Origin of the sequence: Okeania sp. SIO2B3 (assembly GCF_010672525.1) — a bacterium.
In the GTDB taxonomy this organism is placed as follows: Bacteria; Cyanobacteriota; Cyanobacteriia; order Cyanobacteriales; family Microcoleaceae; genus Okeania.
Genome location: NZ_JAAHGH010000042.1, coordinates 19,105 through 42,677 on the forward strand (window position 1 = coordinate 19,105; position 23,573 = coordinate 42,677).

General features: G+C 38.8%; 18 protein-coding genes and 2 pseudogenes. 16 read left to right on the forward strand and 4 right to left on the reverse strand.

Annotation, left to right across the window (positions count from 1 at the left end):
- Nucleotides 1-194: 194 nt before the first annotated feature.
- The 15 genes and pseudogenes from F6K15_RS22720 to F6K15_RS22790 all read left to right on the forward strand — a co-directional run bounded on the left by F6K15_RS22720 (nt 195) and on the right by F6K15_RS22790 (nt 17,180).
- A complete protein-coding gene (locus tag F6K15_RS22720; RefSeq protein ID WP_293064677.1) occupies nt 195-980 on the forward strand; it encodes an SDR family oxidoreductase in 786 nt (261 codons plus the stop codon).
- A gap of 129 nt (nt 981-1,109) precedes the next feature.
- Nucleotides 1,110-1,523, forward strand: a complete 414-nt coding sequence (locus tag F6K15_RS22725; RefSeq protein WP_293064679.1) for a hypothetical protein — start codon at nt 1,110-1,112, stop codon at nt 1,521-1,523.
- Nucleotides 1,524-1,856: 333 nt separating this feature from the next.
- Entirely contained in the window at nt 1,857-2,249 is a 393-nt protein-coding gene (locus tag F6K15_RS22730; RefSeq protein WP_293064681.1) for a hypothetical protein, read from the forward strand.
- Nucleotides 2,249-3,304, forward strand: coding sequence for an LLM class flavin-dependent oxidoreductase (locus tag F6K15_RS22735; RefSeq protein WP_293064683.1), 1,056 nt, complete (start codon nt 2,249-2,251; stop codon nt 3,302-3,304). The genes F6K15_RS22730 and F6K15_RS22735 overlap by 1 nt, the downstream gene beginning before the upstream one ends.
- Before the next feature lie 129 nt (nt 3,305-3,433).
- A complete protein-coding gene (locus tag F6K15_RS22740) occupies nt 3,434-4,525 on the forward strand; it encodes an LLM class flavin-dependent oxidoreductase (RefSeq protein ID WP_293064685.1) in 1,092 nt (363 codons plus the stop codon).
- Between the two features lie 364 nt (nt 4,526-4,889).
- Complete coding sequence (locus tag F6K15_RS22745; protein WP_293064687.1) at nt 4,890-5,888, forward strand: SMP-30/gluconolactonase/LRE family protein; 999 nt, start codon at nt 4,890-4,892, stop codon at nt 5,886-5,888.
- A gap of 213 nt (nt 5,889-6,101) precedes the next feature.
- Nucleotides 6,102-6,680: an NADPH-dependent FMN reductase gene (locus tag F6K15_RS22750; protein WP_293064690.1), complete on the forward strand. Its 579-nt coding sequence runs from the start codon at nt 6,102-6,104 to the stop codon at nt 6,678-6,680.
- A 145-nt stretch (nt 6,681-6,825) separates the two neighbouring features.
- Entirely contained in the window at nt 6,826-9,342 is a 2,517-nt protein-coding gene (locus F6K15_RS22755; RefSeq protein ID WP_293064692.1) for a multicopper oxidase domain-containing protein, read from the forward strand.
- 271 nt (nt 9,343-9,613) lie between these two features.
- Nucleotides 9,614-10,183 (forward strand): annotated as a pseudogene (locus tag F6K15_RS22760) (NADPH-dependent FMN reductase); the annotation flags it as partial.
- Between the two features lie 122 nt (nt 10,184-10,305).
- Nucleotides 10,306-12,546 carry a multicopper oxidase family protein gene (locus F6K15_RS22765; protein ID WP_293064695.1) on the forward strand — a complete coding sequence of 747 codons (2,241 nt, stop codon included), beginning with the start codon at nt 10,306-10,308 and terminating at the stop codon, nt 12,544-12,546.
- Nucleotides 12,547-12,795: 249 nt separating this feature from the next.
- Nucleotides 12,796-13,575 (forward strand): FkbM family methyltransferase, encoded by a 780-nt coding sequence (locus tag F6K15_RS22770; protein WP_293064698.1) that lies wholly within the window; start codon nt 12,796-12,798, stop codon nt 13,573-13,575.
- Nucleotides 13,576-13,715: 140 nt separating this feature from the next.
- A complete protein-coding gene (locus tag F6K15_RS22775; RefSeq protein ID WP_293064701.1) occupies nt 13,716-14,684 on the forward strand; it encodes a hypothetical protein in 969 nt (322 codons plus the stop codon).
- Between the two features lie 125 nt (nt 14,685-14,809).
- Entirely contained in the window at nt 14,810-15,430 is a 621-nt protein-coding gene (locus tag F6K15_RS22780; protein ID WP_293064703.1) for a sulfotransferase family 2 domain-containing protein, read from the forward strand.
- 40 nt (nt 15,431-15,470) lie between these two features.
- Nucleotides 15,471-16,109, forward strand: a complete 639-nt coding sequence (locus F6K15_RS22785) for a sulfotransferase family 2 domain-containing protein (RefSeq protein ID WP_293064704.1) — start codon at nt 15,471-15,473, stop codon at nt 16,107-16,109.
- Nucleotides 16,110-16,514: 405 nt separating this feature from the next.
- Nucleotides 16,515-17,180, forward strand: a complete 666-nt coding sequence (locus tag F6K15_RS22790) for a sulfotransferase family 2 domain-containing protein (RefSeq protein ID WP_293064707.1) — start codon at nt 16,515-16,517, stop codon at nt 17,178-17,180.
- Nucleotides 17,181-17,203: 23 nt separating this feature from the next.
- Here the strand turns inward: F6K15_RS22790 and F6K15_RS22795 are convergent, their stop codons facing one another.
- Together F6K15_RS22795 and F6K15_RS22800 are read right to left on the reverse strand one after the other, a co-directional pair.
- Nucleotides 17,204-19,198: an ABC transporter ATP-binding protein gene (locus F6K15_RS22795; RefSeq protein ID WP_293064709.1), complete on the reverse strand. Its 1,995-nt coding sequence runs from the start codon at nt 19,196-19,198 to the stop codon at nt 17,204-17,206.
- 54 nt (nt 19,199-19,252) lie between these two features.
- A complete protein-coding gene (locus F6K15_RS22800; protein ID WP_293064712.1) occupies nt 19,253-20,224 on the reverse strand; it encodes a glycosyltransferase in 972 nt (323 codons plus the stop codon).
- Nucleotides 20,225-20,705: 481 nt separating this feature from the next.
- Here F6K15_RS22800 and F6K15_RS22805 point away from each other — a divergent pair.
- Nucleotides 20,706-21,503, forward strand: a pseudogene (locus F6K15_RS22805) (LLM class flavin-dependent oxidoreductase).
- On the opposite strand, the gene pyk reads toward F6K15_RS22805, so the two are convergent.
- Nucleotides 21,463-22,221: a pyruvate kinase gene (gene pyk, locus F6K15_RS22810; RefSeq protein WP_293064715.1), complete on the reverse strand. Its 759-nt coding sequence runs from the start codon at nt 22,219-22,221 to the stop codon at nt 21,463-21,465. The pseudogene F6K15_RS22805 and the gene pyk overlap by 41 nt on opposite strands.
- 8 nt (nt 22,222-22,229) lie before the next feature.
- Complete coding sequence (locus F6K15_RS22815) at nt 22,230-22,625, reverse strand: pyruvate kinase (RefSeq protein ID WP_293064717.1); 396 nt, start codon at nt 22,623-22,625, stop codon at nt 22,230-22,232.
- Nucleotides 22,626-23,573 lie beyond the last annotated feature (948 nt).

Here is a 23,573-nt window from a genome sequence, read left to right on the forward strand (position 1 = left end):
GTCAGCAGTCAGCATTCAGCGGTCAGCGGTCAGCATTCAGCAAGATTATTTTTTTAACGTTTATAAGGAGATTTAAACCCATATCTCTTAAAAGTTGTTAACGCAGTTCCTCCTAAGGAGACTAGCTGTTTGCGGAGCATTCCAGAACGGAAATGCGCTCAAGCTGATAGCTAATTAATTCTACTATTTTTGTGATGGATTTAGGATTAAAAGGCAAAATTGCTTTAGTAACGGCATCCAGTAGAGGCATCGGTAGAGCGATCGCCGAGGGCTTGGCCAAAGAAGGGTGTCGGGTGATTATTTGCAGCAGAGATAAAGATAATTTACTCAAAGTTGCCCAGGAAATAGAAGCCAAGACGGGACAATTAATTACACCTATCCCAGTGGATCTTGAGCAAAAAGATAGTGTCTCCCAATTGCTAAAGGGCATTACCAATCAATTTTCTACTATTGATATTTTGGTCAATAACGTGGGTGGGATGCCCTACAAGCGCCACTATGAACTAAACCAGGAAGATTGGCAGCAATCATTCGATCTGACTTTTATGAGTCAGGTGAATATAGCTGAAGCGTTACTTCCTTTGATGAAAAAACAGTCTTGGGGTAGGATGATTTTTGTAACTTCAGTAGGTGCTAAACAACCAGGTATGCTGATTGCCCATTCTCAAAGAGCAAGTGTTGTTGCTTATGCTAAAACCCTTGCTAATGAATTGGGAGAACATAATATTCTGGTTAATAGTATTTGCCCGTCCTTTGCTGTTACAGATAAGTTCTATGAAGTAGCTGATGAAGTGGCGAGGAGACAGGGAAGTTCTCGTGAAGAAGTTATCCAGCAATGGATGAAAAGTGTTCCCCTCCGTCGTCCAGCAACAGCCGAAGAAGTGGCTAATTTAGCAGTATTTTTGGCTTCGGAAAAAGCTAGTTATATCACTGGAACCTGTATTCAAGTTGACGGGGGATTTGTGAAAAGTTTGTTTTAGATATAGCAGGAAACAGGGAACAGGGAATAGAGAACAGGGAACAGTTAAAATCTTACTTTTGACTTTTGACTTTTGACTTCTCAATTGGTTCTATGAAGAAAATGAACAAACTAAACTAACATTCAAACAATGGAAAGTACCAAGCAACTTGTCAAATACATGAAAGCGGATGAAAGACCATCTGTAGATGGCTCGATAGACCTTTCATCTTTGTTGGGAGAATGGTTTAATACCAAGTCGGATACTAACTACATCAAGAAAGTAATCTTGAGCGATCGCGATGGTAGTTTAATTGTCAATGCTTACGGAACTAGCGATGGGGACTTAATTGATTGGGGAGAAGCGGAAGCTATACCCTACGGAACTGATAAATCACCGCTCATAGCAGCAGGGTTCCATGCTCTTTATAGTCTGGACGGAATAGAAAGTCTTCTTGTGTCCAATCACAAACTAGGGATAATCGTGATTCAGTCCTATACTCGCTACTTAGATGGTAGTGGTCGTCCGAAGCACTTTGGTCGTGAATTTTTCTACCGTAAGTAGGGTTTAGATTCAAAAAATGGGCATTGCTGAAATCAGGTATGAAATTCGTATTGGAGTAAGATTGATAGTAAAGAAAAAAGCTATAGCGGTTTTCAGTTTGGTGAGGTACGTCAACTATTCCCCTAAATCCTCCTTTTTTTAAGGGGAACTGGAAGTCCCCCCCCCTTGAGAAGGGGGTTAGGGGGGAACTCCAGCACTGTACCTCACAAAGGGTGAGAAATGCTATATTTTGACTACTGACTACTAAAAATCATACAATCATTCAGCAACGCCAAAGAATGTAATAGTCTTCTGATGTCAACCCCAAAAATAGTATAGGAGCTGTGAAATAGGATGAAATCGAACCAAGTTTACGGTGAAACTCAGAATTCTCAACTTAATAGCAATGCTCAAATTGACTTAAGTACCATACTGGGTACATGGATCAATTCTAATCAAGAAACTGAATGGATTAGAAAGTTTACCATAACTCAGGAGGGTGAGCAAGTATTTATCGATGCTTATGCTGGTAGCTCCCCGGAAAATTGGGGCAAAATTGAGGTAACAACTTATGTAGACAATCTCGGTCAAACAGGTTTTAGTGGCCAATATGATCTTGATGGAGTGGAACCCTTATTAGCAGCTAATACTAATAAAGGTTTGTGCATTATTGCTACTTTTCTCAAGTTTAAGAATGGCGATCGCCCTAATTTTCTCAGTCGGGAGTTTTACTATAAATTAGATTAATGGAAAAACAGTTAAGATTTCATTGGAGTCTTTCTCAAGCTGGAGATAATTTTAGACGCTCAAAATCATCTGAGGAACAATCAGGTATTTTAAGCTCAGAAGCTCAACTTGCCTTATGTCAACAAGCAGAAAAATCTGGTATTGACTCCATGTTAATGGCAGTTGGTTCTGGTAGGCCAGATCCGATGATGCTATCTGTTATGTTAGGTCAAAAAACGGAGAAAATTAAATTTTTAGTTGCGGTAAGGCCAGGTTTATTTTCTCCCTCATTCTTTGTGCAGCAAATTAACACCCTATCTTGTCTGGTAAATGGTAGAGTACACGTAAATTTGGTGAGTGGTCGTTCTCCCCAAGAACTTCGATATTATGGTGATTTTTTGAATCATACCCAAAGATATCACAGAGCAACAGAGTTTTTAACCATTTGTAATGCCTTTTGGCAGGGAGATGGGGAAGTTAATTTTACTGGGGATTTCTATCAGATTGAAAAAGGCCAAATTAAGACTCCCTTTATGTCACCCGACGGTAGAGGACCAGAAATTTTTGTTGGTGGAAACTCCTTAGAGGCAGCGAATCTTGCTAGTCAACACGCTGACTGCCTATGGCGGTTTCCAGACTCCCCAGAAAATATTAAGCCCCAAATCGAAGTTGTCTTGGATAGTGGCAAAGAAGTGGGTTTGGTCGTGGCATTAATTACTCGTCCAACTCAAGCAGAAGCAGAAGCAGCAGCTCAAGCTCTGATTGCCAGATTTGGTGATAAATCGCGAAAAATTAATCAGAGATTTTATCAGCAGTCAGATTCTGAGGGCTTTCAGAAAGTCTTTGCCTGGTCTGAAGAAGAATCTCCTTGGATTACTCCCTACCTTTGGACTGGTGCTGTTCCCTATCTGGGTGTCCCTTCTATTGCTTTAGTTGGTTCCTATGAAAACATTGCCCAAGCAATAATGGATTATAAGTCTATCGGTATTACTCAATATCTCTTTCTTGGCTGGCCAGATATTGAAGAGATGACCCATTTTTCTGAGGGAGTAGTTCCTTTACTTGCCGGAAAATAAGACTTCTTGCAAAATTGTTAATTAAATCAATTTAAGAGCTGAAATAAATAATTCCCTATTCCCTATTCCCTATTCCCTGACTTCTGCAAGAAGTCTATAGTATTTTTTGAGTTTATCTATCAGATAATTATGGAAAATGGAAAAGACCGAAGGTTAAAATTTCACTGGAGATTGTTGCAGGGGGGGACAGGAAAAAGTCAATCGATCGCCCGCCAGCATGAAGTTGCACAGACTTCACTTCCAGAGATAGAAGCTCAGTTAAAATTTTGTCAACTGGCAGAGGAAATGGAGATTGACTCATTACTGGTTGATTTTAGCTATGGCAAACCTGACCCAATTTTGCTTTCAACTGCTCTGGCTTTACAGACACAGAAGATGAAAGTTATGATTGCCATTCGTTCGGGACTGATGTCCCCTACATTATTTGCTCAACAAGTCAATACTTTCTCGACTCTCATTTCAGGCGATCGCGTCACCTTAAATGTAGTTGCAGGACATTCTCCGAAGGAACAAAGGTACTATGGTGACTTTTTGTCTCATGATGAAAGGTACGCGCGTACAGAAGAATTTATGACTATATGTAATGCCTTTTGGGATAACAATGGGCTGGTAAATTATAATGGTAGTTATTTTCAAGTTGAAGATGGCAAGTTGGCAACTCCTTTCAAATCAGAGGGTTATTCTCGTCCCTATACTTTTATTTCAGGTGGTTCAGAGGCGGCTAAGAAATTAACCGTTAATGCAGGTCATTGTTGGATGCGTTTTGCTGATGTTCCACAGAAGCTTGTGGAGTCTATTCAGCCGATGTTAGATGCAGGGAAAGATGTAGGTTTGCGACTTTGTGTTATCCCTCGGTCAACTAGAAAAGAAGCGATCGAAACTGCTAACAACTTAATTAAAGATTTTATTGATAGTCATCCTCAAGATGCAAAAGAAAAAGCGAGAGCTTTTTTTAAAGAAAGTGATTCTGTCTCTATCAAGGAGATTTACGAACATTCAGCAAATGAATGGCTCTCGGATCATCTCTGGAGCGGAGCTATACCTTTTTTTGGTCCTTCTTGCATTGCCCTTGTGGGTTCTTATGAGGAGGTTGCTTCGGCATTTATTCAATATAAGGAGATTGGTATTACCCATTTTATTTTATCGGGATGGCCTAAGGAAAGTGCAATGATTTCTTTTGGGAAATATGTATTGCCATTAGTTAGAGAAATGGAACATTGAGGAAGGAAGAAGGCAAAGGATAAACCCAAAAATCACGGGAGTTATATCATGTCCGGTTAAACAGTGATAAATAAATAACTACGGGGGAGTCAGGAGTCAGGAGGAAAGAGGGAAGAAAGAATAACAACAGAAGAAGAAGGAGAAAGCTTTTTTATAACTAATTATCCGGACATGATATTACGCAAAGAAACCGGGTTTTTAGGATAAATCGTTGTTTTTAACAATTAACGTTGACGATCTGCACGTTGAGTTTCTTTCTTCTTGACACGCCCTAGAAATAACTGGTTGAGCATTTTTTACTGACTACTGACTACTGACTATTGACTACTGACTAAGGATAAATCGTTGCATGAAAATTGAAGCCATGGACTACCCAAAAATTTGTCAAAAGCTCGATCCATATGATCAAAACTGTCCCTTCGTAATTTGTGCTGACGAATTTCGGGATGTATTAGGAGCAACTCCCCAATTCAAGAAGTTAGTTGAAACTGATGCTCATGAGGGACCTGTGTATTGGAAGGATGAGGACGCTATTCTATTTACTACTCTTCCAGAGTCAACAAACATTCCTATACCGACTAAAAGAGTTGCCATTAAGAAGCTATCTCTTAAGGACAATAAAGTTTCGGTTTGGCGCGACTCATCCAATATGGGAAATGGTATGACTATCGATCGCCAGGGACATCTACTTGTTTGTGAGCAAGGAACAAAATCAACTCTGGCTCGGATCAGTCGCTTTAACCTTTACAATAAGGATAACGAGACAGTAGTCGATGGATGGTGGGGGCTACCGTTTAACTCTCCCAATGATATAGTAGTCAAAAGCGATAATACTATCTGGTTCACTGATCCAAGCTACGGATATCTGCAAGGACTCAAAAATCCCCCTCTTGTTGGCAACTTCGTGTACCGTTACGATCCTGAAACAGGATTTTTATCAGTTGTTGCTGATTCCTTCAATAAACCAAATGGTTTGGCATTTTCCCCCGACGAAAGCATTTTGTACATCAATGATAGCGGTGCTATTCAAGAACCTGGTTCCTATTATGTGGATCTACCCCATCATATTCGTGCCTTCGATGTAAAGGACGATCGCCATTTGGTCAATGACAGGTTATTTGCCGTTGTTACTCCTGGTATTCCTGATGGTTTGAAGGTTGATACAAAAGGTCGGATCTACTCTTCTGCTGGGGACGGAGTACAGGTTTTCAACCAGCAAGGCGACCTAATTGGAAAAATATTAGTTGATGATGGTGTAGCTAATTTTACTTTTGGGGGACCGGACAATAACATTCTTTATATGATGGCAGATAAAGCTATTTATAAGGCTACACTACAAGCAGAAGGTCCTAAGTTATATTAGCTTGCTAAAGCTTATAGAAAACAGGGTTTCTCCTCAGTATTTCAAGCCTCTGGCTGAACCCAGAGGTACTGATAAGTAATAACTGATATAGCATTACGCATTAAGGTTAGGACATTTCTAAATCCTGTTTGCGGAGCATTTCCGCACCGAAAACCCTTTGAAACTCTACTATTCCCTATTCCCTATTGCCTAGCGCTATAACTGATAACTGAAATGACAAAACTATCAATACCTATTCTTTTAGGAAGTTGCCGCATTGGTCGGGAAAGTCTAAAAGTAGCTAAATTTATATTAGCTGAACTTGTTAAGCAAAACCTAATAAACACTGAGCTTATTGACCTTGGTGAGTATAAGTTACCTATGTTAGAAGAGCGGTTACAGGATAGTTCAAATCCTCCTGAGAATCTCCTAAAGTTTTGCTCTAAATTAGGTCAAGCAGATGGGATTTTACTTGTTACTCCTGAATACAAAAATGGCTATCCTGGAGTATTAAAAAATGCCCTTGATTATCTAGAACCCAAAGCTTTAAAGTATAAACCTATTGGTATATGTACTGTCTCTTCTGGAGGATTTGGAGGACTAGATTGTTTAGCGCAATTACGATTAGTTTGCCTCGCTTTAGGAGCTTTACCAATTCCCGATAAATTACCTGTTGCTAACGTGAAGGAATTATTTGATGAAAATGGTAATTTGTCTGACTTAAAATTTAAAATTAGGCTGGAATCTTTTATTAATGAACTGGTTTGGTATACAGAGGCTATGGTTAATCAAAAGCGATGTATTTCTTTGTGAAAAAATCCGGTAGTCCAAACTAATGCAAAGTTTTATGACAAAGCTTGACATCAAGTTTTACAGAGTGTCATACTAAATCTAGTAAAGTATTTTCTAGGTTAAATTGATGAGCCATTTATACCTGTTCCTACGCAGGGTACTGATTGTGTTCTTAGTGAGCACGTTGACTTTTGTCAGTACCTTTACTGGGGAAGCGATCGCTGATGATACTCAACCTTTTGTGGATTCATGTACACTTAATACAGCTAAAAGTGTTCAGCCAGTTTTTCAAAATCCACCATTTGCGTACGCAGATACAATATATACTTCACCAACTTCTGAAGAGGTCAAAGAATATCGTACAGTTACCTTCGATGCAGTTGAGGACAAATTCTACCTGCAGGGAGATGGAAGTCCGTCTGCTGACAATGGATACGATGGCTACCTCTACAAGACTACTTACTATGGTCAGAGTACAAATCCACCTCAACAAAAGACTATTGTTAGAGACGATAGTGGAGGGAATCTACCTGGAAAGCTTAAGGTAGTAGATTACGATCCAGACAGTCCTCCTAACAATATGGTTGGAACCTTTACCCCACCAACTATAGTGGTATCTCCTAGTGAGAGTAACAAGATATTTAGTAGACCTAATTCCATTAACCTAGACCTCACCAATGATTTACCAGTAAATGTTGAATTGGCGGGAAATTTGCCACAAACAAAAGAAAATTTAGAGAGTGTATCTCAATACACTAACATTCATTATCATGGTTTCAACGTACCTCCTTCACTGGGAATTGATGATGTTTTGGTGGATGTTCCCTCTAATGTGACACCAAAACCTGTAAAATTTTCACAAACTCCAAGCCCGACTCCTATTACGATACCAGTTCAAGATAGTCTAGTTAAAAAAGCAAAATTATATACTGAAGGTGTCACTACTGATGACAATTACAAGTTAATACCAGTCCCCCCACTTGGCGAAACAACACCTGATTCAAGCGATGGTTCAGCAAGCAATCTTCCTGGTGGTTATTATCCAGGTAGTGAAGCCAAGCCTACTAAATATGGTGGTCCGATCAGCGAGTACACGATGGATGTCAAGATTCCATACGTCCATCAGTCAGGACTATTTTGGTATCATTCCCACGCCCACTCACTCAGCGATAATCAGGTTCGGGGTGGTCTGTCGGGTGGAATTATTATTAAGGGGAGCGATCAGTATTACGAAATTCTCAGTCCCAATCCAACAAAAGGAATTCACGCCTATCAGAACGCACCAATTATACCACCAGAACCTGAGCGGTTTTCCGTACCTCAAAGGGTAATGACGTTCAAGGATTTTAATAATGTTCTAGGCTCAAAAAACAACAAACAAAATTGTTTCACTCTTAATGGTCAAGTCAATCCCAGCATAAGTATTGAGCCAGGGGAGGTTCAGTTCTGGCGCATTGCTAATATTGGTGCAGATACTTACATGAACATTGCTCTGGAAGAAGCAGATATGAATAATCCCGCCCTTGCTCGCCCCAACAATAAACCAAATTTTTATATCTTGGCACGGGATGGTAATTTTGTTGAAAAGGTAGTACCAACTAACTCAGTTCTATTGCCACCTGCTAGTCGGGTAGAGGTTCTTGTTGTAGGAGGTAAGACAGCACAAGGAAATAACACATATAATCTTGTTTCCGACCTTACCACTGGCTTGACTCAAGGCCAAAAGTGGGTATCTTCTCCGCAGAGTAGCTACTTGTTAGCAACTGTAAACGTAGAAAACAGCGATCCAGTATGCTATGAATCTCCAGGTAATAACAAACTAAACCTTAATGATTGGAATGGGACATCCCTTTGTTCAGGTGGCTCTGAAGGCTTATATGATTACATTGAAGCACAGGTGCCAACAACTCCAACTGGAGGAGATGGCGATCCTGATGTAGACAAGATATTGCCAGATCCTGAAGAACTCTTCAATGGTTATTATCCCTCTGGTCGTATACCAATATGCGCAAACAGGAAGCAAGATTTTGTCAATGATTCATGCCTAACTCCATCGACTTTGTATAGCGATCCGCTTACTAAGAAACGTTACTTCTATTTCAGTCAAGATAATAAGAAGTTTTTCCTTAAAGGATTTGAGAAAGCACAAGAAGCAAGCAATACAGACCCTGAAATCCAAGAACTATATGATGGCAACCGAATTGATAAAATATCCCAGATAGGGGACCTAGAAGAATGGCACTTGGTCAATGTCACTGGAGCTGCCCATGTTTTCCACATACACCAGCTTGATTTCGTGGGGACTGAGGTTACTCTCAATCAAAATCCATGTGATAGTGGCTCCCTAGATACCTGCACCTACAATAACTACAAAGTAGGGATTTATAAAGGAGAAGGAGAAGATCCAGAATATAATGGGTGCCGACAAGATGGTGATAATTTCATTTGTCCTCTATTACCTCAAGGATATCGGGATGTAATCAACTTACCTCCACACAGTACAACTACAGTCCGTATTCCCTTTGTCAATCCCTTTATTACTGGTACATTTGTCTATCATTGCCATATACTAGCACACGAAGACCGGGGCATGATGAATAATCTGAGTGCGGAAAATACAAAAGGGTATCAAGAACAAGAGGTGATACCACTATTAATACAGAGATCGCGAGGCCAAAGATGAGGAGTGTGTCGAGAGTTGTCTAGATTTTTATATAGAATCCGGTTGAACAGTCGTCATTGGGACGGTAGGAAGCAATCTCCTAAATCTCTGAGATTGTTTCCTTCCACTCCGTTCCAGTCGTAATGACTTGGCTATAGTAATTATCCGGATCTTATATTAGAAGATGATTCTTAACCTTCAAACATTTAGAGATTAAACTATTGTAGGGACTTTCCATGGAAAGTCTCTACGTTATTTTTAGAGTAGTTGTTGACATACTCTTCTTTTAGGGAGTTGCCGCATTGGTCAGGAAAGTCTAAAAGTAGCTAAATTTATATTAGGAGAAATAGTTGAGCAAGACCGAATAGATACTGAACTTATTGACCTTGGTGAGTATAATTTACCTATGTTAGAAGAGCGGTTACAGGATAGTTTAAATCCTTCTAATAATGTCCTACAGTTTTGCTCCAAATTAGGTCAAGCAGATGGGATTTTACTTGTTACTCCTGAATACAAAAATGGCTATCCTGGAGTATTAAAAAATGCCCTTGATTATCTGGAACCCCAGGCTTTAAAGTATAAACCTATTGGTATTTGTACTGTCTCTTCTGGAGGATTTGGAGGACTAGATTGTTTAGCGCAATTACGATTAGTTAGCCTTGCTTTAGGAGCTTTACCAATTCCCGATAAATTGCCTGTTACTAATGTGAAGGAATTATTTGATGAAAATGGTAATTTGTCTGACTTAAAATTTAAAACTAGACTGGAATCTTTTATTAATGAACTGATTTGGTATACGGAGGCCATGGTTAATCAAAAGCAGTCCATTTCTTTAGTCAAAAAATCCAGTAGTCAACAATAATGCAAAGTTTTATTACAAAGCTTGGCATCAAGTTTGACAGGCTGTCATACTAAATCTAGTGAACTATTCTCTAGATTAAATTTATGAACCATTTATGCCTGTTCCTACGCAGGGTACTGATTGTGTTCTTAGTGAGCACGTTTACTTTTGTCAGTACCTTTACAGGAGAAGCGATCGCTGATAAGGGTGATTTTCCAATAAGAATTGACATTAATATTAATGGTGTACCAGAACTTGACATTAATGTTAATGGTGTACCACTTAATAGAGTACCAGGTACAGCTACTCAATTCAAATCAGAACAGCAAATTGATGCTACTGGTAATGTTGATGAGTTTGTCAATGCCTGTACACTTGAGCGAACAGATGGTGACGGTATTGCCCAGCCAGATTTTCAAAATCCGCCCTTTGCAAATGCGGATCAAGGCCCAGTCACTTTAAATGCAACTTTGGGTGAATTCACGTTGGAGGGAGATGGGACTGGCGAAACTTCTTACCAAGGCTACCTCTACGGAGCAACTTACGCGGGTTTGAGAAGAGTAGAAACAACCTTAGACCCAACCTATACCCCACCAACTATAGAGGTATCTCCTGGTACTCGCCTTGATTTAACCCTTGAAAATAACTTACCAGTAAATGTTCAATTGGCAGGGAGTCTACCACCAACAAAGGAAAATTTAGAGAACCAATCTCAATACACTAACATCCATTATCATGGCTTTAACGTATCTCCTTTACTCGGTTCTGATGATGTGTTGGTGGAAGTTCACTCGAATGTGACACCAAATCCAGCTCCTCCTCCTCAATTTATAGACAATGGTGGTTATTATCCAGATGATGATCCCCCAGGCTCTACATATGGTTCGATCGCTGATTACCAGATGGGAGTCAGTATTCCAGACATCCATCAGTCAGGACTATTTTGGTACCATTCCCACGCTCACTCAATGAGCGATAATCAAGTTCGGGGTGGTCTGTCTGGTGGAATTGTTATTAAAGAAACTGAGGAGTTCTTCCCTTTGCTTAATCGCTTCAAAAAAGGGATTAAGGGAGGAATCAAGTATCTCAACCCTAGTCGGCGTCAGTTCCAAGACGAGGAATTCGACGTTTTGTCTGTACCTCAGAAGGTGATGATGTTCAAGGACTTTAATGATGTTCTAGGCACAAAACAGGCCGATTGTTTCCCTCTCAATGGTCAAGTCAACCCAAAAATCACGATTAAGCCTGGAGAGATTCAGTTCTGGCGGATTGCCAATATAGGGGCGGATCGGTATATGAATATTGCCCTAGAAACTATCGCATCTGATACAAACATCCCTTCATTTACTGAACCCAATGGCAACACCAATTTTTATATCTTGGCCCGTGATGGTGATGTTGTTAAGGAACCAGTAGCAACTAACTCAGTTCTATTGCCACCTGCTGCTCGAGTAGAGCTTCTGGTAGTAGGGGGTGAGACAGATAGTGAATATCATCTAGTTTCCGATCTTGACACCCACTTGACCACAAAGCAGCAACAGTGGGTTAACGATGCAAATAAAAAAAGCTACAAGTTAGCAACTGTTGGAGTAACAACGGATGCTCCTGTATGCTACACAGATGATGAGGGCAACCCACTTTCTCTACAGGATGAAAGCGGCACATATATATGTGGCGAAGAAGGAGATCAAACTTTAGATGACTACATCAAAACCCAGACACCATATAAAGTAGACAGGATACTACCAGATCCTGATATTTTAGCTGATTTTGAGGAATGCGAGCCGGAGGAATTTCTTACGGCACGTGCTGGCGGACCAGCACCGGAGAAAGCCTGCATAACTCCAAGTGATGCCTATTCCGATCCACTTACTCAGGAGCGCACCTTCAATTTTCAAGCACCAGGAGGAGGGAAGTTTGCTATAAACGATAAAGTATACAGTGGAAACCGGATCGATAAAATTTCTCATATCGGGGATACCGAAGAATGGGAAGTGGTCAATACTACTGGTGCTCCCCACGTTTTCCACATACACCAGCTTGATTTCTTAGTTACTAAGGTTAGTCTGACCAAAAGTCAATACCCTGACGGACCGCCAGAGGGAACCTACAATAACTACACCATAAAAAATGGGGAATGTACGGATGATGGTGAAAACTATATTTGTCCTTTAGAAACTCAGGGATACAGGGATGTAATTAACTTACCCCCAATGAGTACAACTACAATTCGTATTCCCTTCGTAAATCCATTTATTGCTGGTATATTCGTCTATCACTGCCATATACTACAACATGAAGATATGGGCATGATGCAGAATCTACAAGTTGTAGATCCCAATGCCTATTACGAGCCTTTGGTGCCTGAGCCTTTTTCAAAGTAGCTTTCCATGCGATAGCTCCAGAAGAATATTAACTTCTCGAATCTGATTCTGAACCCTTAATTTGTCCCTTAAGGCTATTTGAGATATCCAGAAGTTATCTAATTGTAGAGACCTGCTATAGAAGGTCTCTACTTTTTTTTCTCATATCTGATACTATGTAGAGGTCGCCTCGCCAGTATTACTCGGTTAAGGGGAGATGGGTGGTTTCGCCCAATAGATGTAATCGAAAACTAAAAACTGATGGAGAAATTGATTAAGGCAATCGGAAGTGATTCTGGCTATGAATCAAGGAAAAAAATGGAACCAAGCAGACCAAGAAATTCTTTCCCATCAAATATGTTTGAGGTTCAACACGAGTTAATAAAAAACTTAAACAAGACTGATATTTGTATTTTTGATGTAGGTGCAAACAAGGGTCAAACGGCAAAGATATACCGTTCCCAATTTCCGACTGCAGAAATTTATTGCTTTGAGCCATTTCCAGATTCAATAGCTGAGTTAAATAGAAAATTTTCTGATGACCCAAAAATACACATTGTGCCCAAGGCTGTGGCCCAAGAAAAGGGGACTGCCACTTTCTATGTTAACGAGCGTAATGTAACTAATTCCCTTCTTCCTCGACCTAGTTCTGCAAGAAGATATTATCCAAAATCAGCAAAGCCAAAAGAGACTATTGAGGTAGAAGTTATCAACCTTGATGAGTTTTTAAAGGAAAGCAATATATCAATTGTTGATATATTGAAATTTGACATTCAAGGTGGTGAATTAAATGCTTTACATGGAGCAGAGTCCCTTTTAGAAGCAGGAAGTACGGCCCTGATATACACGGAAATAATGTTTATACCCCACTACGAAGGCGCTCCTTTTTTCCATGAAATTTGGTCATTTCTCTCCAAATTCAACTATTCCCTTTTTGATATTTACAATTTGTCTAGAGCAACAAATGGGCAAATACGACAAGGAGATGCACTTTTTGTGAGTGAATCTGTAAGGAAGAATGTTATTAATAAATATCCAGAAGAACCATAACTATCATATCATTTCTGTATGGGAATATTTATAAAATATAATTATCAAAATAATTGGGTCTAAAACCCTGCCTTTTAAGGCAAAACGTTTTTGGAGCGTTGCTCTAATCCCGGTTACAAAAACAACTTCTGACTTCGTTAATGGCTATGATAATTGACTCGGAAAAAATGACAAATAATTTTTATTTTGAACGAGGTGAGCAACTAAAAGACCAAGGAAAAATAGAGGAAGCGTTAAATGCTTATCAAAAAAGCATTAATTTAACATCTATATCAGATGCTCAATATATTAGAAAAGTAATCTACCAAGCAGCATCTATTGCTACAATTAATCAACCACCCTATAAAAAAATTATTTTCTATGCAGGAATAGGTGGTCTTTGCAACCGTTTGCGTGCTTTATGCGCCTACCTTTGTTTGAGCTACTTTTGGGATATTCCCCTACTGATGTGCTGGCATCCAGAGGAAGCTTGTAACTGTTATTTTGAGGATCTTTATGAAACTGTATGTGAAACTATATCTCCTCAATCAGTTTTACAATTGTTCAGAAATGAAGATTCCTGCAATATTTTATATGTAACTGAACACAAATGGCCTTCAATCCACCAGAGATATCTTGAGGGCAATATAGATAATGAGACATATAGAAAACATTATTTGAAATTTGTGAGGCAAATGAAACTTAAAAATCACTTGCTTCAGGAAATAGAAAAATTTGTGGAAAAGTATTGGCACAATGATATTGTTGGGATACATATTAGACGCACAGACCTCTGGAAACACCTAAAATCTAGAGGATTAGAGTCAAAATTTTCTTCAGATGATAAGTTTATAAAAGCTATAAAGAAAGAAATATCTAATGGTTATTCGCGCTTTTTCTTGGCTACAGATAACGCAGCAACAAAAAGTTTAATCTCCAAGCAATTTCCAGAGCAAATAATTAGCTATTGTCAAACTTTCGACGATTCACAAAAGCGCCAAACTTCTACTGAAAATTCTCTGATAGATTTATACTTGCTCTCTAAAAGCCAAAAAATTATAGGTTCTTATCATTCAAGCTTTAGTGAATATGCTGCAGCTCTGGGTAATATTCCTTTAGTTTATCCTTAGCATTGCTGCTGCCTTAGCATCAGGTTTCCCGAAAATATATAGTGTTGAAGTTGCCAGGGAGTTTTATAATGATAAAGATTTCCACAAATGACAACAAAGAAAATTAAAAGCCTTGGAGGTGCTAAATGCTGCTAAAATACAGTGGGGAAAATAAATTTATTTTTATTGGTCACAAGAAATGTGCATCGACATCTATTGTCAACTCAAACATTGCAGAAATCGCAGATATAAAGCTACGCGATCCTCTAATTGGTAGACACATGACTATAGAGGAAGTATACGAGACGTTTAATTTTATATTCGAAAAACAAAATTTTGAGTTTAATAAGTTCTTTAAGTTTGCCATTATTCGAGACCCCATAGACTGGGCCTTGAGTAAGTATAATTTTCGTTCTGGACGACCAAGTTGGAAAGGGATGACATTTACTGAATTTTTTCGCTCATCACCCCATCTTGCCAAACCTCAGTCAGATGTTTTGATTTCAACCAAGTACAAGGAGGTTAGAGTAGATTATTTGGCGAGATACCACCAACTCACTGAAGATTTATCTCGAATTAAAAACATACTAGGTCTAGAAACATTATCAATTCCCAAATTAAATGCATCGGTTAAAAAAGTTTATCCCCATGACCTAGAAGAATCTCTTAAGGAAGAGATAAAAGAAAGATTTTATTGTGATTATGAATTGCTGGAAAACTTAGAATCATTCAACGCCAGAGGTTTACAGTTATTTCAAGACAACTGAGAGGGAGTAACAAAAAAACTAAGGAAGTTGCAGGTGCTAAATGTTAATAAAATACAGTGGAGAAAATAAGTTTATTTTTATTGCCAACACGAAAAGCGCATCGACATCTATTGTCAACTCAAACATTGCAGAAATTGCAGAAATCAAGGTTACTGATGTCCATATCGGTAGACATATGTCTATAGATAAAGTATACGAGACGTTTAATTTTATATTCCAAAAACAAAATTTTGAGTTTAATAAGTTCTTTAAGTTTGGCATTATTAGAGATCCTTTAGACTGGGTTATTAGCTGGTATAATTATCGCTCTGGACTACCAAATCACAAACTGGCACGCAAGAAAGATATGACATTTGCTGAATTTTTTCACTCAGTACCTCATCTAGCGAAACCTCAGTCAAATGTTTTTATTTCAACCAAGTCTAAGGAGATTAGAGTAGATTATCTTGTGAGATACGATCGGCTAACTGAAGATTTATCTCGAATTAAAAAAATACTAGGTTTAGATACATTATCAATTCCCAAATTAAATAAATCTTTTGTCAAGAACATTCATCTCCATGATATTGAAGAATCTCTTCAGGAAGAGATAAAGGAAAGATATTATTGTGATTATGAGTTGCTGGAAAACTTAGAATCTTTCAACGCCCGAGGTTTACAGTTATTTCAAGGTGACTGAAGACCAGGGATTCATTAATGGATAATGGATAATGGATAATGGATAATTACCTCTCCCTTTTAGATTGTTTAATTAGGGCTTGCTGAAAAAATCTCAAAGCATTAACTGATATTGGTTGTAGCATTTTTTGGTCTAAAAAAGTGTCACCTTTTCAATGGAAAAAGCTCATGCATGCTAGTATTTTGGGAGGATTATGGCAGACAAATCAAGGGACAATTTTCCCGACTACCTCCTCTATAATTCCCATTTCTCCTGTCTTCCCCTCCACGGTCGGGGGAGGGGCGAGGGGTGGGTTGTCTCCTGTCTCCTACCCTCACCCATAAGACTTTTTCAGCAAACCCTAATTATTTAATCATTTAATTATTAATTATTCGGTAATCAAAAAAACTAAGGAAGTTGCAGTTAATGATATCACACGATAAGAAATTTATCTTCATACACATACCAAAATGTGCTGGTACGTCTATGGAAGTTTTTTTCAAAGAAGAAGTAAAGGCATTAGGATGGCAAAAAGAAACAGGACTAGAATACACTATGAGAATGGATGGTTTAGCTCAGATCCTCAACCTATATCCTGATTACTTTACCTTGACATTTATTAGAAATCCATTTGATAGATTTATATCTGTATGGAAACATAGTGAGAGAACAATAAAACACACCGACAATAGACCAAATACTTACTTCCACAGACCTGAGAGAAATCTGAGCCTTAATGAATACGCAAAGTTAATTAGAGATGGGGAGCCAAAACAGCTAAGTGGTTTTGACCAATATCATTCAAAAAAACAAGTAGAGTTCATATTAGACTACAATAAGGAAGATTTGTTTGGTATCCCCAGAAAAACAAAAGATAATTGTAATTTTATAGGTAGATTTGAAAATTTAAAGGAGGATTTTGCAGCAGTTTGTGAGTTACTAGCTATAGAAAATAAAACTCTACCTCATTTTAAAAATAGTCAAAATACAAAACACTATAGTGAATATTATGATGACGAAACAGTGGAAATTGTTCGAGAACTATATGCTGAAGATATTGAATACTTGGGTTACAGCTTTAACAGTGACTAGCTCTTTTCATGTCATGTTAATGGTTAACCAGTAATGCTGAAATTGAAATTTTCAACTTTGTTGCTCTCTATCTCCATTTTATATTGCTCTGCTTGCATATTCCAGAGGGTAGCATATTCTCCATTTTGCTGCAAAAGTTCTTCGTGAGTACCCACTTCAACTAACTTGCCAGCTTTCAGCACCAGAATTCGATCTGCTAGATGTACAGAAGCTAGTCTATGGGTGACTAAAATAGCAGTCTTTCCCTTGACTAACTCAGCAAAACTGCTATAGATTTCGTATTCACTACGGGGGTCTAAAGCTGCTGTAGGCTCATCCAAAATCATGATTTGGGCTTCTTTTTCCCGAACAAAAGCTCTTGCGATCGCTATTTTTTGCCATTCTCCTCCAGACAGTTCAGTACCATTAAATTGCTTACCTAAAAGCGTTGCATATCCTTCGGGAAGTTTCTCCACTTTAGTCGCAATTTCTGATTTTTCACTGGCACATTTTAATTTCTCTAAGTCATCCATTGCTGAAGTATCCCCCAAGGCAATATTTTCACCAATAGTGAGAGCATAACGACAAAAATCCTGAAATACAACACCAATTTGCTGTCGCCATTTTTCAATATTAAAATCTTTGATATTCTCCTCATCTACAAAAATATTTCCTTTAGTTGGGTCATACAAGCGTGCCAAAAGTTTGACTAAGGTACTTTTCCCCGCACCATTTTCGCCCACTATAGCGACGGTTTCACCAGGATTTAACCGAAAAGAAATGTTGCTTAAAGCCACCCTACCATCTGAATAAGCAAACTCCACATCATCAAAAACAATTCCTGACTTAATTGGTTTGGGTGTTGGCCGACCGGGAATAGGAGTTTGCATCATAGATTGAGAATCCATAAATTTGAAAAATAGCTTCATAAACAATATAGATCTTTGTATATTTGTAAAAAGCTGTAGCAATTGGTTGATATTGCTTTGAACGTAACCAAGTGATTGAATCAACAACAAGATACTTCCCGGAGTTAACTTACCAGCTAGAGCTTGCAGAATTACCCAACCAAAGCAAAATCCATTGCCAAAAACACTTAATATTCCCAGGGCACTTAAAATCAAAGCTTGTTTGCTTTGCAGACTATGAATGAGCTGATGCCTATCTTCAAAAGCTTCTAAATAACGCTGACTAAACAAAGAATTCAGTCCAAAAAGGCGTACTTCTTTAGCATAGGTATCTGTTAACATTAATCCAGAGTAATACTTCATGCGACGAGCTTGAGGACTTTTATGAAAAATTGCCTGCCAAATCCCTGACTCAAGTTTCAAAGAAGCATAAGTTTGCGGTAGGTATGTTAATAAAATTAATAGGGGAATCCACCAGTCTACAGTAAACAATAAAGCTAACATGGTTGTGAGGGTTACCAGTATTTTTAAACCTGTTGAAAAACCCCTTAACAGGATGATTGGTTCGTGACTTATGCTTTCTTGAAGCATTTCTAATTCATCGTAAAACTCTGGGTTCTCAAAATTATTAATATCAGCAAAGCTATTAGCCTTGTCTATTAATTTTAGGTTAAGACTAGCCATGAGCTTATCTGACAGTTTCATAAAAGCAATGTTAACCCAAGGGTTGAGAAGATTCTCTAAGAACAGTGCTACCACCCAAAGCAACACCAGCACGGCAATGATTTTCCAGTCATATTCTCCTCCTGGGACTAGGGAAGCGACCGTGTCCACCACTTGTTTTTGAATTCCTACAGTGATAGCAGGAATTAAACTTTGCAACAACAATACGATGATTACAAATGCCGTTGCTTTTGGCGCAGTTGTCCACAATAAAAATAGAGAAAAACTAATACTTTTGATGAAAATTGTAATAGATTGCTTGAGTTTAGCAATTAATTTTTCTTCGTTATTTTGATTAGTATTTTCCTGATCATTGTTGTTTTCACTAGCTGTTGTTACTTCCTCAGAATCATCTTGATTATTCTTTTCATTCTTAGATTTTATCTGTTCGCTGGGTTGAATCATCATGCTCCTTTTTAATTAACTTTAATTATATTTTTATATTTCTCCTTGCTAGAACAATTAATTTACAGATTGACTTTCAGTAAATAATATTTCTTTTTCATATTCCTTAACGTAATTAGCTGCCATTGTTAGATAATGAAAGTCTCTCATGGCTTTTTGCCGACAAGCTTGAGGCGAAATTTCATTGAGTCTCTCTACAGCAGCAATATATTCGTTCTGTCGGCGACAAATGAAGCCAACATCAGGTGAAACTAATTCCCGAAAAGCTCCGCGATCGCTACAAATTACCGGAGTCCCCGAAATTAATGCTTCAGCCACAACTAAGCCAAAAGGTTCATGGATCAGTGTTGGAGCAAGGAGTGCTTTAGCACCAGCTATTAATTCAGCTTTCTGTTGTCCCCGTATTTCACCAACAAATTCAACTCCTTGCTCCCGGCACATGGCAGCAAATTGACGTTGATAAAATTCGTCCTTACTGGAGCCTGCCACAACCAGCTTGATACCTAGTTCTTGGGCTAAAAGCAAGGCAATACCAAATCCTTTCAACACCGCTCTTTCTAAACCAGATACCAAAAAAATGAAATAATCAGATTTGGTTTCAGAATAGATGAATTCAGCAGGATCGATGCTATTATGAACATAGCGATCGCAACCATAACTCTGGGCATGGGAGCGTGAAACAAAAATCCAATTCTCTTTTGAAAAAGCTGAAACATCATGATTCCCAAAAGGAGCATGAAATGTTCTTACCCAAGGCTTACCACAGGGATCAAAAGAACCATATAGGGGAACATCATGAGGCTGTAAAATGTCAACATCAAACATTCGCTCCCTAACCTGATTAACACTGTCTGGCAAAGGTTCTAGAATTTGATTATCTCTGAGATCGTAAAAAACATCATGTCCTAGTTCTCCCAAGCCTTTAGCAAGTAGGTCTGTGATATGCTGAGATGCAGTTCCAGTCAATTTAGCTGGATATTGATGATTACTCGATATGTAGATACGCATTTTCTGCTCGATAAAACTCATACAAAGCGCCACTCATTGTGACATTTTGAACTTTACTTCTTGGTTCAACTGAGTACGTCGCTAATCCGACGACTCCCCTAGCTAGAAGCACCTCATTCACAGGTATTCACGGTCAAGGTAGTCTTAGGGATTATACTACCACACTGCCAGGAAAGTTGTCAACCAGGTTCAAGCTGCTCTAGAGTGACCAGCAGGAAGACCAACTATCACATTGGTCAAAAAAATAGCAGAAAAATAATGTATACTTATTCAGTTAAGGCAAAAAAAAACTGCTATGATTAAACGTGGCAGTAAATCTTGTCAATTGTCCTCCAGTAGCTAAAGCCGAATAGTTTCCAAACTAGAGATTTTTTTTTAAGATGAACTCATTAGACATCTCCAAAAATCCAAAATAAAATCAATTCTTATCCATAAGTTATCAATTATTTCTCCCTGTTGCCAGATGAGCTGTTGCCTGTTGCCTCTTTTCTGGAGATGTCTATTGAGATTCCACTGGCGATTAGCCGCACAAGCAAATAGGCTAGGAGTTGCCTCACAAAATGCTAAACTCCAGGCAGGTAATTCACCTGAGCAACAAGCGCATTTACCAAATATCGAGAATAATCTTTTCTTCTGTCGCCGTGCTGAAGAAATTGGCATTGATTCCCTGTTGACTGCCTTCAACTATTACAGACCAGATCCAATTGTACTTTCTACTGCTTTAGCAATGGCAACCGAAAAGATCAAATTTATGGTTGCCTATCGACCTGGAGCAATTTCACCGACCTTGTTTGTCCAACAAATTAATACCCTTTCTGCCTTAAGCAATGGTAGAGTCAGCTTAAATATAATTATGGGTCATTCTCAAAAAGAGTAAGGCTACTATGGTGATTTTCTCGAACACGATCAACGTTATCAGCGAGCTGAAGAGTTTTTAGAGATTTGTCAAGCTTTTTGGCAAAAAAATGGCGGGTTTACCTTCAAAGGCACTTATTACAATATTGAACAAGGGCAAGTCGGTACTCCTTTTGTGGCATCAGAGAGAAATTCTCCTGAAATCTACATCGGTGGGGGTTCGCCCCAGGCACAGGAACTCGCTGTCAAGCAAGGTAATTGTTGGTTACTTCTTTTTGATACCCCAGATAAACTGCGATCGCGTATTAAAAGCATAATTGAACAAGGAATAGAGGTAGGTCTGCGTGGTTCTATCATTGCTAGACCTACTCGTGAAGAAGCCATAGAAGCTGCTTATTCTTTGATTAGTACTGGGAACAACGTGCAGTATAACCAGAACTCGTAAAAGCAGCAATACAACGCAACGGTAAAATCTTATCTATAATATTAAGTGCTTCACTAATAGCATGAGTTTCATCCGTTTCTGCTGGAGGATAATTAATAAACTGCGTATCTTTCTCCACATCTTCCGCAATACGCACCATCATTTCTACTGCTTTAACCGGATACTTACCCACTGCTGACTCCCCAGATAGCATTACTGCATCAGTACCATCAACAATAGCATTTGCCACATCACTAGCTTCCGCACGAGTGGGGCGAGGTTCGTGAATCATACTCTCTAACATCTGGGTAGCTGTAATTACCGGAATACCTCTTTTATTGCACATCCAAATAATCTGTTTTTGCAGCATCGGTACTTTTTCCGGTTTCATTTCTACCCCCAGGTCTCCCCTTGCCACCATAATACCATCGCATTCTTTGACAATAGCTTCTAAGTTAGCGATCGCTTGTGGTTTTTCGATTTTTGCTATTACTGGCACATCTGCATCTTTTTCTTTTAAGATTGATTTTAGCGTCAAAATATCTTCAGCACTACGCACAAAGCTCAACGATATCCAGTCTACTCCGTGAAACAAACCAAATTCTAAATCTTTTTTATCTTTTTCTGTCATTGAAGGTAAGCGCAAATTCAAACTTGGTAAATTAACTCCCTTACGACTTTTGAGTAACCCACCTGTAATCACTTTGCAACTAACAGCATTTCCCTCTACTGACTCCACTTCTAATTCTAATAACCCAACAACTCTAATACCTGAGTTCCTGGTTTTGCTTCTTCTGCTAAATATGGGTAGTCAATGCCTACTTTTTCTGGTTGATGAGTATCATCAGCTAACGGTATTAGAGCTAGCTGTGCCCCTTCTTCTAAAGTTATTGCACCATCAGGGAGTTGACCCACTCTAATTTTCGGACCTTGGAGGTCTTGCAAAATAGTAATGGAAGTATTTAATTCTTCAGAAATAGAGCGCAATAGAGAAACTGTGTAAGCATGGTCTTCATAGCTACCGTGAGAAAAATTTAGTCTTGCTACATTTAGACCTGCTTCAATTAGTTGTTTAATTACTTCTGGAGAGTTACTAGCAGGGCCAATAGTTGCAACTATTTTAGTCCGATGAGGTATAGACATAATATTATCTATTTCTTTTTGTCATTAGTTTTGAATAAATTGCATAGTTAGATTATAATCTTTGTATTAACTTAATTCTAATCAACAAAGCTGACTGAAATAGCTAAGTTTTGCGCTTCACTAGTCTTTTAGTAGGGGTAGGAGACAGGAGACAAGCCACCCCTAGCCCCTCCTGGGAGGGGAGAAATGGGAATTATAGAGGAGGTAGTCGGAAAAATTATCCCTTGATTTTTCTGCCATAATCGTCCCAAAATACTAGCATGCATGAGCTTGTTCCGCTGAAAAGCTGATACTTTTTTAGACCAAAAAATGCTAAAACCTTTATCAGTCAATGCTTTGATATTTAATCAGCAAACCCTAGCTAAATTTATACAGGGGTTGTCACTGTTGGCTGTAATCTGATATGATCTACAAAAATCAACAATTATCTGTTTGATCCTACTAGAATTCAAAACTGAACTACATCCAAATAACTAGCAAAAAACATTGCTGGCCAAACACCCTGGTGTAGCTCGTCTTTGATAGATGGTTTCCTACTTCTAAAACTTGCTCTAACTGTGGAACTGAATCGCGAGTCTCTGTCTTGATCGGAGCGTGTATTCAGCTGTGAACGCTGCAATTTTAGCTCAGACAGAGACTTAAATGCAGTGTTAAATTTAGCTATTGCGGTCAGTAAGAGCTATGCTCTGCTAACGCGTTTCGCGCCAGCTTTGCGCCAGCTTTGTGTTGCGCCAGCTTTGCGTTGCGCCAGCTTTGCGTTGTGCCAGCTTTGCGTTGCGCCAGCTTTGCGAAGCAAAAGCAAAAGCAAAAGCAAAAGCAAACGACCGTGTGTGCCAGTGGACTGGATAACGCTGACGTTACCAGGTTGAGGCAGGAATAGAACAAACTATCCAGAGAAAATCATAGATTTATCATAGATAGTCATAAGTTTCTAAGAACGGATAAGTA